The organism is Terriglobia bacterium (assembly GCA_020072565.1).
GTDB lineage: Bacteria > Acidobacteriota > UBA6911 > UBA6911 > UBA6911 > JAFNAG01.
In genome coordinates, this window is sequence record JAIQGI010000001.1 from 226,341 (window position 1) to 239,332 (window position 12,992).

At 61.0% G+C, this 12,992-nt stretch carries 10 protein-coding genes; 8 read left to right on the plus strand and 2 right to left on the minus strand.

Going from position 1 to position 12,992, the window contains the following annotated elements; genetic code table 11:
* The first annotated feature begins 5 nt into the window (after positions 1 to 5).
* From LAP85_01005 to LAP85_01040, 8 genes are all read left to right on the plus strand, one after another.
* Positions 6 to 980: a 2-dehydropantoate 2-reductase gene (locus tag LAP85_01005; GenBank protein ID MBZ5494954.1), complete on the plus strand. Its 975-nt coding sequence runs from the start codon at positions 6 to 8 to the stop codon at positions 978 to 980.
* Positions 977 to 1,750 (plus strand): acyl-CoA dehydratase activase, encoded by a 774-nt coding sequence (locus LAP85_01010; protein MBZ5494955.1) that lies wholly within the window; start codon positions 977 to 979, stop codon positions 1,748 to 1,750. Before LAP85_01005 ends, LAP85_01010 begins: the two co-directional genes overlap by 4 nt.
* 48 nt (positions 1,751 to 1,798) lie before the next feature.
* Positions 1,799 to 2,854 carry a 6-hydroxycyclohex-1-ene-1-carbonyl-CoA dehydrogenase gene (gene had, locus LAP85_01015; GenBank protein ID MBZ5494956.1) on the plus strand — a complete coding sequence of 352 codons (1,056 nt, stop codon included), beginning with the start codon at positions 1,799 to 1,801 and terminating at the stop codon, positions 2,852 to 2,854.
* A gap of 372 nt (positions 2,855 to 3,226) precedes the next feature.
* Entirely contained in the window at positions 3,227 to 4,318 is a 1,092-nt protein-coding gene (gene oah, locus LAP85_01020; protein MBZ5494957.1) for a 6-oxocyclohex-1-ene-1-carbonyl-CoA hydratase, read from the plus strand.
* A gap of 5 nt (positions 4,319 to 4,323) precedes the next feature.
* Positions 4,324 to 5,100, plus strand: coding sequence for an enoyl-CoA hydratase/isomerase family protein (locus LAP85_01025; protein ID MBZ5494958.1), 777 nt, complete (start codon positions 4,324 to 4,326; stop codon positions 5,098 to 5,100).
* A gap of 2 nt (positions 5,101 to 5,102) precedes the next feature.
* Complete coding sequence (locus tag LAP85_01030) at positions 5,103 to 5,840, plus strand: SDR family oxidoreductase (protein MBZ5494959.1); 738 nt, start codon at positions 5,103 to 5,105, stop codon at positions 5,838 to 5,840.
* 456 nt (positions 5,841 to 6,296) lie between these two features.
* Entirely contained in the window at positions 6,297 to 7,511 is a 1,215-nt protein-coding gene (locus tag LAP85_01035) for a hypothetical protein (GenBank protein MBZ5494960.1), read from the plus strand.
* Positions 7,508 to 9,589, plus strand: a complete 2,082-nt coding sequence (locus LAP85_01040) for a hypothetical protein (protein MBZ5494961.1) — start codon at positions 7,508 to 7,510, stop codon at positions 9,587 to 9,589. Before LAP85_01035 ends, LAP85_01040 begins: the two co-directional genes overlap by 4 nt.
* A 25-nt stretch (positions 9,590 to 9,614) precedes the next feature.
* On the opposite strand, the gene LAP85_01045 is transcribed toward LAP85_01040, so the two are convergent.
* Together LAP85_01045 and LAP85_01050 are read right to left on the minus strand one after the other, a co-directional pair.
* Positions 9,615 to 9,959: a PadR family transcriptional regulator gene (locus LAP85_01045; GenBank protein ID MBZ5494962.1), complete on the minus strand. Its 345-nt coding sequence runs from the start codon at positions 9,957 to 9,959 to the stop codon at positions 9,615 to 9,617.
* A 137-nt stretch (positions 9,960 to 10,096) separates the two neighbouring features.
* A complete protein-coding gene (locus LAP85_01050) occupies positions 10,097 to 12,709 on the minus strand; it encodes an ABC transporter permease (GenBank protein MBZ5494963.1) in 2,613 nt (870 codons plus the stop codon).
* Between the last annotated feature and the right edge of the window lie 283 nt (positions 12,710 to 12,992).

The window sequence follows — 12,992 nt, forward strand, 5'->3', positions numbered from 1 at the left end:
AGACGATGAATGAGAACAACAGTAATCACAAGATGCGGGTGGGAATCATCGGCACCGGGCCGGTGGGAGCGACCCTGACCGTGCATCTGAAGGAAGCGGGCGCGCACGTGGTGCCATGCGATGTGTTTCCGCACAAAATCGACGCGATCCGGAAACGGGGCATCCGTCTCACCCACACGATCGAAAAGAGCGTCAAACTTCAGGATGCCTGCTATTCTGTTCAGGAGCTTGGCATGTATGATCCGGACATGATCATCATCGCGGTGAAAACGCCCGATCTCAAAAAGGTGATCGGCCAGATCAAGGACATCGACAACGGCAAGCTTTATGTGCTGTGCGCGCAGAATGGGATCGACAACGAGGTGGAGATCGGCCGCGAATTCGGCGATCATCGCACGCTCCGCATGGTCGTCAATTTCGCCGGCAACATGGCGGACGACAGTACCGTGCATGTGAGCTTTTTCAATCCGCCGAATTATGTGGCATCACTTGCCGACGGCGGGAATGAGATGGCGCGCAAGTTCGCGGATATCCTCAATTCGGTCGGTCTGGACACCGAAATCCCTCTGGACATCCAGGATCACGTCTGGGCCAAGGCGATTCTGAATGCGGCGCTCAGCGCGGTGTGCGCGATCACCCGCCGCACGATGAAAGAAGTCATGGATTTTCCGTCCACATTCGAGCTGGTCGAGGGAATCATCGATGAGTCCGTCCATGTCGCCGAAATGGAGAGGATTGAACTGGGCAACAAATTCCGCCGGTTCAGCATCCGCTACCTGAAAAACGCGGGCCACCACAGGCCTTCCATGCTGGTGGACCTCGAGAATGGCGACAAGACGGAAATCGACCAGCTCAACGGCAAGATCGTTCAGTACGGCAGGAAACACTGCTTGCCGACGCCTATCAACCAGTCGGTGACGGCGCTGGTTCACTTGCTCGAGCAGAGTGCAATGGAAAGCGTAAAGGCAGCGAGCAAATGACCGCGCATTATCTCGGCATCGACCTTGGCTCCGCCTACACCAAATTTGTGGTCCTCGACCACACCCGGGCCATCGTCCACGCCGAGGTGATCCCGACCCTGAGCAGACGCCATGAAGCCTGCGAACGCTGTACGGCGCTGATTCACGAGCGGTTCGACATCCGCCGGACCTGCGCCACCGGCTACGGCCGCCGCAATGTTCCGTCGGATCTGCAGAAGACGGAGCTCATCTGCGCCGCCGCCGGAGTCTCGATGCTGCACCCGATGCGCAAGTGCATTCTGGACATCGGCGGCGAGGACATGAAGATCATCGAAAGCGGACCCGACGGCAGCGTGATGGATTTTCATATGAACGACAAGTGCGCGGCTGGAACCGGCGCCTTTATCACCGAAATCGCCGAGCGGGCCGAGCTGCTGCTGTGCGAAATGAGCCGGCTGGCGAGAGAGTCGAAATCGGACCGCACCATCAACAGCTTCTGCACGGTCTTTGCCAAGAGCGAGATCCTGAGCTGGAAGTTCGACGGCGTGCCGCCGGAGGATATCGCGAGAGGGATATACCTGTCGGTGGTCGATCGTGTGCGGAAACTGCCGGTCAAGCCAGGCCTCCCTCTGCTGTTGTGCGGCGGCGTCATCGCGTACCATCCTCATCTGGCGGAGCTTCTGGCGGAAAGAGTGCCGTCGCAGGTTCATGTGGTGGACAGGCCGCAGCTTGCCGTGGCATTGGGGGCAGCCGTACTGGCGCACAAGGAGGCAACGCAGGGCGGCTCATAATTGCACCGACGGCAAACGCCGTGATGAGGGTGAACGAGGAGGGTAAGCATGAAAAGGATCATTGCCTATCAAATGACTGCGAAGGACGCTCCGTTTGAGCGCGTGGAGATGCCCAGTCCCGATCCTGCCGATGACGAGGCGGTCGTCGAAGTGGCGGGCTGCGGTGTCTGCCATACCGACTTGAGTTTCTGGCACCAAGGCGTGCCGACCCGTCATCCGCTTCCCCTTGTGCTGGGACACGAGATCTCCGGGACCGTCCTCCGCGGACCCGCGCATCTGCTGGGCAGACCTGTGATCGTGCCGGCGGTATTGCCGTGCGGAGAGTGCGAACTGTGCCGCCGCGGACGCGGCAACATTTGCCAGAGCCAGAAGATGCCCGGCAATGACTTCCACGGAGGATTCGCCAGCCATGCCGTCGTACCGGCGCGTTTTTTGGTGCCGGTTCCGGAACCGGCGCTTGCCGATCATTCGCTGGCGGAACTCGCCGTAATCGCCGACGCGGTCTCGACACCGTACCAGGTCCTGGTCAAAAGCGGCCTGACGCCGGGTGATCTCGCGATCGTCATCGGCGTGGGCGGCATAGGGATCTACGCCGCACAGCTGGCGCGCATCATGGGGGGAAAAGTGATCGCGGTCGATATCGCCCAGGAGAAGCTCGATCCTTTGAAAACGATCGGCGTGACGGCAACGATCAACACCAGAGAGATGGATGTCAAGGCTGTCAAGAATCGCGTCAAGGAATACTGCCGGGAGTTGCAGGCGCCTGCGCATGGCTGGAAGATCTATGAAACTTCCGGCACCAAAGCGGGCCAGGATCTGGCGTTCGCCCTGCTCGGCATCGCCGGAACGCTGTCCGTGGTGGGATTCACCCTGGAAAAACTCGAACTCCGCTTGAGCAATCTCATGGCCTTCGATGCCACTATAATTGGAACCTGGGGCTGCAAGCCCGAGCTGTATCCCGCGGTCATCGATCTGGTTGCCCAGAAGAAACTGGCACTTAAGCCGTTCAGCGAGACGCGGCGCATGTCGCAGATCAACGAGGTTTTTCAGATGGCGCTGCAGCACCAGCTGACGAAACGCGCGGTGCTGACGCCCGATTTTTGATGCCGCTTTCAAGCGCCGAAGCCGCCTTGGAGTGCGGCGGCATGACCTGTACCTTACACACATTTCTGTAGGTATGGACATAAAGGCAAATAAATGTGCCGGCCCTTCGGGCCTCGTTGGTAACTTCTTCTTAACCCCGCGCGTAAGCGCGGGATTATTCACTGCCGGCGCTTCGCGCCTCAGTTTCAGACTCGGGAGTTCGGCGCGGAGCTGGCGCCGGCCTGGTTCAAGGCCTGAGAAGGCCCGGAGGGCCGACAGTGAATAGGCCCGGCCGTAAGGCCGGGATGAGGATGGGCTGTAATTTTGGATCTCATGGTCCCAGGAATCAGCCTCCCCGTTGCGGAGGAGGACATCGGCAGAAACAGGAAGGATATGATTATGACTCGTCCACTTTTCAGTCACAACATCGTCGAAAGCGACTTCAAGGAGATCCTCTACGAACTCAGGCCCTGCCTGGACAAAAAGGGGGCCCCGCTCGAAGGCCTGCACAACGCATGGATACTCCTGAACAACCCGGCACAGTACAACTCTTACACCACGGGGGCGGTCAAGGAGATCATCCTCGCTCTGCGCAAGGCGTCGAATGAGCGATCGGTCGTAGCCGTGGTGTTCACCGCAGTCGGCGACAAGGCGTTCTGCACCGGAGGCAACACCAAGGAGTACGCGGAGTACTATGCCGGACGCCCGCTCGAATACAAGCAATACATGAGGCTTTTCAACGACATGATCACCTCGATCCTGATGTGCGATAAGCCCGTCATTTGCAGGGTCAACGGCATGCGCATCGCCGGCGGTCAGGAACTCGGCATGGCATGCGACCTGACCATCGCCAGCGACATGGCGGTTTTCGGCCAGGCGGGACCAAAGCATGGAAGCGCTCCCGACGGCGGCAGCACCGATTTCCTGCACCTGTACGTCGGCATCGAGCGTGCCACTCAAAGCTGCACATTGTGCGAGCTGTGGAGCGCTTATGAAGCCAAGCAGACCGGCCTGATCTCGGAAGCGGTCCCCGTGCTGAAGATCGACGGCACATTTGTCCGCAATCCGCTGGTGATCACCGATCGCTGGCTCGACAAATCCGGAGAGGTCGTCTACGGGCGGAGGAAGTCAGGAGACGAACTCAAGGCGGGCAAGGCGACGCTTGCCAGGGGGACGATCGATCTGAACCCATTGGATGAGGCGGTGAATTCCCTGACGACGAAACTGCTCTACACCATGCCCGACTGCCTCAGCAAGACGCTGAACAGCCTGCGCAAGAAAAAGCTCGAACATTGGGACCGCAACCAGCAGTCCAACCGCGATTGGCTGGCGCTGAACATGACAACCGAGGCCAATGCCGGTTTCCGGGCCTTCAACGAGGGACCGAAGGACAATCGCGAGGTCGACTTTATCAAGCTGCGACAGATGCTCTCCCAGGGGCACCCATGGGATGATGAACTGATCGAAGCCATCCTGCCGAGGTGACTGCCATGCCCGACAAAGTCCGCACAGAGTTCCTGCACAGCCGCGAGGTCGTGCGCATCACCCTCAACGCCCCGAAAGCCAACATCCTCGATTCGCACATGATGGGGGAGCTGCGTGGCGAGCTGGCCTCCCTGGCGCAGGAGCCCCAGATCAAGCTGGTGCAGTTGACGGGCGCCGGCGATCATTTCAGCTTCGGCGCCAGCGTCCAGGAACATGCGCGGGATCAGGCGGCGCGCATGCTGGAACAATTCCATGGGATCTTTTATCAGCTCATCGATCTGGCCGTTCCGACGGCGGCGCTGGTTTCCGGGCAGTGCCTCGGCGGCGGGCTGGAGCTGGCCTTGATGTGCAACTTTCTGATTCTCGACGAGACCGCGAAGCTCGGGCAACCGGAGATTTCGCTGGCCGTGTTTCCCCCTCCGGCATCGCTGATTCTTCCGCTCAAGCTCGGCCAGGCCCGGGCGGACGAACTTCTGCTGACCGGCCGAAGCGTGTCTGCGGCGGAGGCCGTTGCCTTGGGGATGGCCTGCCAGTCCTATGAATCGCGCGCGGCCATGCTGGCGGGAGTTGATGCGTGGATCGAGAAACAGATCCTTCCCAAGAGCGCGTCCTCGTTGCGGATTGCAGTCAAGGCCGGGCGGCACATGTTCAACGATGTGCTGCGCGAGCGGCTGAAAGACCTCGAGCGCGTGTATGTGTCGGAACTGATGGCGACGCACGACGCCAATGAGGGGATTGCCGCGTTCCTCGAACGGCGCCCTCCGGTATGGGAAAACAGGTGAATATGAGATTCCAAGGGAAGTCCGTCATCGTTACCGGCGGCAGCCGGGGCATCGGGCGAGCTATTGCCGAGCGGTTCGCACACGAAGGCGCGACGGTGTCGATCCTTGATATCGATGCCGGGGAGGCACCCCCATCCTCGAACAACGGCGCCATCCATTTCTTTGCCGGAGATGTCGCCGAAGCCGACGATGGCGCCCGCTTTGTGTCGGACGTCCTCGCAAGAACCGGCCGCCTTGATGTGCTCGTGAACAACGCCGGCATCATTCGCGACAACGTCATCTGGCGCATGTCCGAGGAGGAATTCGATTCGGTGATCCGTGTCAATTTGAAAGGGCCCTGGCTGCTGTCCCGCGAGGTAATCCCTGTCATGAGGCGGCAGCAGTATGGGCGCATCATCAACATCATTTCGCGCGCATGGCTGGGCAACCCGGGACAGTCGAATTATTCCTCCTCCAAGGGAGGGTTGGTCAGCCTGACTCGCGTGCTGGCCCTCGAACTGGCCCGCTACCATGTGACTGTGAATGGAGTTGCCCCGGGATTGATTGACACGCCGATGACGCGCAGACTGCCCAAGGAGGTGCTCGACAAGTTGATCGCCGCGCAGCCGGGCAGCCGGATCGGCCAACCGGAGGACATTGCGAACGCCGTTGCCTTCCTGGCATCCGAGGAGGCGCGATTCATAACCGGTCAGATCCTCCATGTCGACGGCGGCAAAAGCATCGGCGCGGCGCTTCTGTAATGCTCAAATGCTGTGAAATGCCAAAAGGTGAGACGAGCATGGGCCAACCCCGCCGTTGGGTGCTGGCTGTTTCCCACACGTGACACTGTGGGTTTGGAACGGTTCCTCATTCCTGATGGATGTCGTATGAGGCCCGAGGGGCCGTTATTTAATAGGCCCGGCGGTCAGGCCGGGATTAGGATTGCAGAAAGCCGAGCGCCGGAAGCGCGGCACTTAATGCTGCGTTCTCGGTCGAGTATCGCGCCTTCGGCGCTCATGTTACCGAAATCTCTAACCCCGGCCTGACAGCCGGGGCTATTGCCTGACGGCACTTCGGGCCTCGGCGTCGAGCAGATATATAGACACCAGCTGATGGCTAGGACGCCTCATCCACCCCCAGTGTCACGTGTGTCCTGCTGTCAGCGATGGGCGGGAGATCCTCGGCTTGATTGAAGACCATGTCGGCGGAGTTGAAGTATGAAGGATGTATCTGCAGCGTTCGAGCGGGCACGCATCCCGTACGGAACATGGGGAAGCAGTTACTTCCCCGCCTGGCAAACGTCACCGCTGGCAGAGGTCAACATCGGCCAGTTTGCCGGGGAGGCAATGAACCGTATTCTCGGATTGAGGAGAGTTCCCAAACATGTGATCGATTATCTGGTGATAGGATCCACGATCCCGTGGCACTGGAAATTCTGGACGGCGCCGCTGGTCGCCAGCTGCCTGGATCATAGAATTCCCGGCTACCACATCGAGCAGGCCTGCGCGACCGGATTGCAGGCCGTCATCCTCGCCGCGGCAGAGGTCGAATGCCGCGCACATGACGTCGTCGGCGTGCTCACATTCGACCGGACATCGGATTCCCCCGCAGGAGTCTTTCCCGAACGCCGCACATACCAGCGCACGCACGCACTCTCGGATGTGTGGGACAACTTCGGTTTCGATCCCGCCACCGGCAGGTCCATGATCGCCTGTGCAGGATTGGCGGCCCGGAAGCACCGGCTGGATCGAGAGGAAGTTGATGAATTAACGGCTTGTCGCTACGAGCAGTACTTCAGCGCCAAAGCCAGGGGATTCCTGCAGAAGGTTCTGGTCCCGCTGGAAATACTCAATCTTCAGGGGAAGTCGATGGGCTGGATCGATGATGATCTGGGGGTTCGACAGGTTTCACTGGCCGGCCTGAGGACAATGCGGGAACTGGACACCTGCGTCACGCCGGGCACGCAAACTCATGCATCCGACGGCATGGCGACGCTGCTCGTCGCCGACCAGGCCAGAGCCCGGGAGCTCAGCGCAAGACCCGAGATCGACATCCAGATCGTCGGCAAGGCGGAGGTCCGCACCTCTCCGAGCCTGATGCCGGAAGCGCCGGCGCAGGCGGTCTCAGGCCTGCTGCTGCGCACCGGCCTGACCGTGGAAGATATGGCGGTAGTCAAGGGCCACAATCCTTTCGCCGTCAATGACGTCCTGTTTGCCAAAGTGTTCCATTATGACTGGCGAAAGATGAACACGACCGGCTGCCCTCTGGTCTGGGGGCACCCCCAGGGGCCGACGTTGACTCGGGTCGTTGCGGAAGCGCTCGAGGAGGCGGTCGAACTGGGCGGCGGATACGCGCTGGTCTGCGGCTGCGCCGCTGGCGATGTCGGGATCGCAGTCATCTTCAAGGTCACGGATCGGGGCAACAGATCATGAAATCGTTACGACAGTCAACGCTGGAAACATTGGGATTGGGGACAGTTCTCGACATTTTTCGTCGCGGCACGTTGCCCGTGTCCGCCGGGACTTTGGCGGGTGCAGTCTTCGGAAATCCCGGCGCGCGCGGCTCGCTGGTCATATCGGGCGCCAACGGGATCGCGGGCGCGGGCAAAACAATGCAGTTGGGCTCACGTCTGATTCCCTACGGGATCACGATAGTGGGACTGGATATCGCCGGCGCGCCGGACGGCATAGGCCGCCAATACCAGGCGCTCGCCGCCGCCTTCGGGCAATCAAAGGCCAATGAGATCATGTCCGGTATTGTCCGGCTCAATTACGACGGCCGCACACTGCCTGCCCAGCTTCACGGGCTGCGTCCGCGTTTTCTGCTCGAGGCCATCCCTGAAATCCTGGCCGTCAAAAAGGCGCACTACGCGATGTTCCACGGAGCCTTCCCCGACATCGAAATCCGATCCGTAACCTCAGGGTTCCCCAGCGCGGAGCTTGGAGTCGGCATCGCCCATCCGTCTTTTCCGCACGAGGTCAACAAGGTGTGGGAAATTGTCGAACGAAGCCGCTCCGACTTCACCCATCTCCTCTGGGCCATAGGATTGATACCCATTCCGGTGTCCGATCACTGGTCCTTCGTTCTGGATGTCTTATTTTGCGGGCTCACGCTGGCCGCCCTGCGTTATCACCGCGCGTCGAACATGCCCTTCTGGAAGATCGACAAATTCGTGCGCCGGGCATTGGGCCCGAACCCCTTCCGCGCCCACGATGTGATCGGCGCCAGGGGCGCAAATTTCCTGACATGGTCCTGCTTGCAGCACCTCTCTGAAAAGTACGGCCCGCTCTTTGCGCCGGGCGAGGAACTGGAATACCGCAAGACTTCCGGCCAGGACTGGTATCCTCCCGATCATTTCCGCCCTGTGGTGAACTGGTCGATCCCGCCTGGAGAAGAGGAGGAGCTTTTGACCTGGCTGCTGGGCCCGATCCTCCAGATGACCAGCCTCATGCTTCATGAGCGGCGGGCGCATCTTTCGCACATCAACGCCATCGGTGAACTCTGCGCACAGTTCCGAAGGGGCATTCTGGCGCTTGTCCGTGAGATGGGACCGGAGGCCGCCATCAAGCACGTCGAGGCCTATCATCGCCTCTATCCGGCCGCCGCAGGCAGTTGCTGGCATCCGGACGTCTTCGGACAGGTCGAACAGCCCTCATGGCAGCAGCTTTACGTCAACGCCGAGCACGATGGCTCGATCGGGGTGATCACCATCAGCCGCGAGAGCTACAACTCCGATATCGACGCCGAGCTGAATCGAGCCATTGACTGGCTGAAATCGGAGCAGGTCGCGCACGTCATTGTCACAAGCGATTTTCACCTGTCAACCCAGATGGTCGGCGCAGATACGGCCGATTTTTATTCGTCACTGAAAGATGCAGCGCGGGGGACCGCGTTGTCCGTTGCATGGTCCGAAACGGCGCGGCGGCTGCACTCCGGGTTTGCGGTTTCCGTCGGTTTCGTTGCCGGCAAGCGCTGCCTGGGCGGAATGCTGGAGCTGTTGATGCATTGTCACTATCTGATTGCGCGGGAAGACTCCGCTCTCGGCATGCCGGAGGTCACTTTGCCCGTCATTCCCGGAATGGAGGGCTGTCACTGGTCCTTGCGCAAGGTGCAGAAGCGCGAGCGCCACCGGGTTCTTCGCATGCTGCTGACCGGAGAAAGCGTGCGAGCCGCGGAAGCGGCGGGTTGGCTCGTCGATTATTCGGGGCCGCTCGATCTTTGTCTGCAGAAGGCATCGGAGCTCGTCACGCCCGGCAACCGCAGCCTGCCTGTCCGACCGGTGATTGAGAACGCCATCGATATCGACATCGATACGAGCTTGCCTCCGGCACAAAATGCGCTGGCGGAGGCGGCGCGCAAGGCGGTGGCGGACTGCATCCGCGCGTCGTGCGCCGTGTCCCTGGCGGAGGCGCTCGGAGTGCAGGCACGGCATTCGGGGGCGTTCATGGCAGGGGAACTCTGCAGGTCCGGTGTCATCGGCAGCGACGCAAATCGGGTTCTGGCCGTCTGATTGAGATCGGCCTGGCGGAACATTCTCATGAGGGCTCCGTGTTGGGGGACAGGAATCGCGCCAGGATCGCGGTCGTCTGTTGCCAATCCCGTGTTTCTCTTTCGAGTTGCTTCCTGCCCGCGCGCGTAAGCCGATAATACTTCGCCCGGCGGTTGTGGTCCGACACGCCCCATGCGGAGACGACGTATCCTTCCTGTTCCAATTTCAGCAAGGCCGGATAGATCGTCCCATAATTGACGGACAACCGGTTGCCGCTCGTCTGCTCGATCCGGCGTGCGATCCCATATCCGTGGAGGGGCCCCATCGTTTCCAGGGTCTTCAGCGCCATCAGGGCCAAGGTACCCTGCCAGACATCTGCCTTGTCGCTCATAACTCTCCTACTGGATGGTCATATCGAGAATGTCACTTGTCCTCATTGGAAAAAAATCAGATCGTACCGGCAGCGAACTGCTCCTAACCGCCGGCGCACGTACGCTCACCCCAGGTTGCCGCTCGAAGCGCCCGGAGCTACTCGTATCGTAGCGCGACCACCGGATCGACGCGCATCGCGCGCCGCGCCGGGAAATAGCACGCTGCGAATGCGACCGCCACGACCAGGGCCGCGACTCCTGCGAATGTGACCGGGTCGGCCGCTTCGATGCCGAAGAGCAAGCCCGCCATGATGCGCGTGAGGCCGAAAGATGCGGCCACGCCGATCGCAATTCCAAGAAACGCGAGTCTTGTTCCTTGACCGATGATCAGCAGAAAGATGTCCTGCCGCCGTGCTCCGAGCGCCACGCGGATGCCGATCTCGTGCGTGCGCTGGCTGACCGAGTACGAAATAACGCCATAGATCCCCACCGCGACCAGGACCAGGGAAAGCAAGGAGAAGACGCCTACCAGAAGGGTCAGCAGGCGCGGTTCCGCCACGGAGCGGGCCAGCAGATCCCCCATGGTCTGGATGTGTTCAATCGGCTGGTCCTTGTCGACCGCTCGCACCAGGGCGCGCAGCGGCGCGACAAGCTCAAGCGGGTCCCCCTCGGTCTCTGCCACGAGCGTCATGACCGGCAACGGCTGCTGCCAGTAAGGCAGGTACATCTCGGGCTCGTCCTGGTCGGCGAGCCCGGTCTGTTTCACATTGCCGACTATCCCAACGACCGTCGGTCCGGTATCACCGAACAGGATCCGTTTCCCGACCGCGTCTCCTTTCAGCCAATATTTCCGTGCCAGGCCTTCGTTGATGATCGCCACCTCAGGCGATCCCTTAGCGTCCTGTTCGCCGAAGCTGCGGCCCTGCAGGATCGGAATCCCCATGGTGCGAAAATAGTCGGGGGTAACAGACCACAGCGCCGCCCATTCCGCTACCTCGGCCTTGCGGCCATCAATGGCGAAGGAGTTTCTCGATTCGTTGCCGCTGAGCGGCACCGCGCTCGTCAAGGCGATCGAGCGCATCCCGGGCAGTGCCTGGGCTCGATCCAGCAGTGTGCGGAAGAACTCGGCCTGCTGGAAATCCTGCGGGTATTTGTACTGCGGCAATGGGAGTTCGAGCGAGAGCACCTTTTCGGTCCGATACCCCGGATTCACGGAAAGTAGCCGGAGGAAACTGCGGCCCAGCAGCCCCGCCGCCATGAGCAAAACCAGGGTGATGGCCACCTCGGAAACGGTGAGAAATCCGCGCAGCCGCGAACGCCCGCCCGACGATCTCCGCTCACCTTCTTTGAGCGTCTCCTGCAGGTTGACGCGCGCGGCCTGCCGGGCTGGAGCCGAGCCGAACAGCAGTCCCGTCACCAGGGTCACGAGCAGGGTAAAGCCCAGCACGCGCCCGTCCAGGCTGACCTCATCCAGCCGCGGCAGGTTTGTCGGGGCGAGCGAGCGCAGCAACTCGAGACTCGCGAAGGCCAGGACGAGCGCCGCCGCGGCGCTGACCGTCGCCAGCAGCAGGCTTTCAAGCAGCAACATCACTACCACGCGCGCCCTGCCTGCGCCCAGCGCAACCCGGAGCGCGATTTCCTTCCCCCTTGCCGCTCCGCGTGATAACAGCAGATTCGCCACATTGGCGCACGCAATTAGCAGGACAAAACCCACGGTGCCAAGAAGGACCAGCAGGCCGTGGCGGACGTGGCCGACCACCTTGTCCTCGAGAGAGACCAGGGAGACGCCCCAGCCTTCATCGTAATTCGCGTAATCCAACGCCAGACGCCGCGCAATCCCGTCCATGTCCGCCTGCGCCCGCGAGAGCGAGACTCCCGGCTTCAACCGGGCGACGACGCGGAGAAAACGAATTCCCCGGATCTGCCGGACCTGGGCAGGAACCTCGAGCGGCGTGTAGCAGTCGACGTCCTGAAGAAACCGGAAACCGCGCGGCAGAACGCCGACAATCGCGCGCGGAATGTTGTTGAGGACGAGTGTCTGCCCCAGCACGCTTTGGGCGCCGCTGAACAGCTTCTGATAAAGACCGTAACTGATCACGACCGCAGCCTGCCGGCCTGCGCTCTCATCCTCAGGCGCCAGCGTGCGGCCCAGGTATGCCTCGACGCCGAGGAGCGGGAAGAAAGCGGGACTGACGCCCATGCCGGTTACCCGCTGCGGTTCGCCCCTGCCCACCAGAGTCATCCGCAGGTCGCGGCAGGCCGCCATGTCTTCAAAGACATGGTTCTGCCGCCTCCAGTCATCGAAGTTCAAATATGAGGCGCCGATGGCCTGGCCGGCAGCGTGCGGGTTCCACTCGCCGAGCACCACCAACCGGGACGAGTCCTGGAAAGGCAGCGGCCTGAGCAGCACACCGTTCACGATGCTGAAGACCGCAGTGTTGGCGCCGATGCCGAGCGCCAGCGTCAGCACGGCGATGGCGGCAAATCCGGGATTCCTGCGCAACATGCGCATGCCGAAGCGGAGATCCTGCATGAGTGCCTCCAGCACGGGAACGCCGCGCCGGTCCCGGCAGATCTCCTTGGTCGGCTCTATCCCGCCAAGCCTGATCACAGCGTTCCGACGCGCCTCTTCAGGAGTCATGCCGGACTTCAGGTTGTCATGGATGTGCATCCGGAGATGACTTTCGATTTCCTCCGCCAGCTCGCGTTCCCGCCGCTCCTTGTTGAACAGACCTGCCAGGCGCAAAAACCAGGCGCGCACCCGTCTCATGAATACTCCTCCCCGCAAGACCCAAGTCTCGCTCGCCGCGCGCTTGCTTGGCTGCTCGCGGCTTTCATATTGGATAGCCATATCGAGGATGCCACAAGTCATATTGGAAAGCAATATAGGAAAATAGAGGAAATAGGGACGCCACCACTAGTGTCCCATTAGAAGTTGAATAGCTGCAATTGGTTACCGGAATCGTCGTTGGACGGCTCGCGCGCTGATTCCGTAAGTATTTGATAAATCGAAGTTTTCTCAAAACAGGTGACGCTCAAAATCTGGAGAATTG

Excerpts from the sequence above, each read along its gene's own strand:
- LAP85_01005 (MBZ5494954.1), top strand. The coding sequence starts at position 6 with ATGAATGAGAACAACAGTAATCACAAGATGCGGGTGGGAATCATCGGC.
- LAP85_01010 (MBZ5494955.1), top strand. The coding sequence starts at position 977 with ATGACCGCGCATTATCTCGGCATCGACCTTGGCTCCGCCTACACCAAA.
- had (MBZ5494956.1), top strand. The coding sequence starts at position 1,799 with ATGAAAAGGATCATTGCCTATCAAATGACTGCGAAGGACGCTCCGTTT.
- oah (MBZ5494957.1), top strand. The coding sequence starts at position 3,227 with ATGATTATGACTCGTCCACTTTTCAGTCACAACATCGTCGAAAGCGAC.
- LAP85_01025 (MBZ5494958.1), top strand. The coding sequence starts at position 4,324 with ATGCCCGACAAAGTCCGCACAGAGTTCCTGCACAGCCGCGAGGTCGTG.
- LAP85_01030 (MBZ5494959.1), top strand. The coding sequence starts at position 5,103 with ATGAGATTCCAAGGGAAGTCCGTCATCGTTACCGGCGGCAGCCGGGGC.
- LAP85_01035 (MBZ5494960.1), top strand. The coding sequence starts at position 6,297 with ATGAAGGATGTATCTGCAGCGTTCGAGCGGGCACGCATCCCGTACGGA.
- LAP85_01040 (MBZ5494961.1), top strand. The coding sequence starts at position 7,508 with ATGAAATCGTTACGACAGTCAACGCTGGAAACATTGGGATTGGGGACA.
- LAP85_01045 (MBZ5494962.1), bottom strand. The coding sequence starts at position 9,959 with ATGAGCGACAAGGCAGATGTCTGGCAGGGTACCTTGGCCCTGATGGCG.
- LAP85_01050 (MBZ5494963.1), bottom strand. The coding sequence starts at position 12,709 with ATGAGACGGGTGCGCGCCTGGTTTTTGCGCCTGGCAGGTCTGTTCAAC.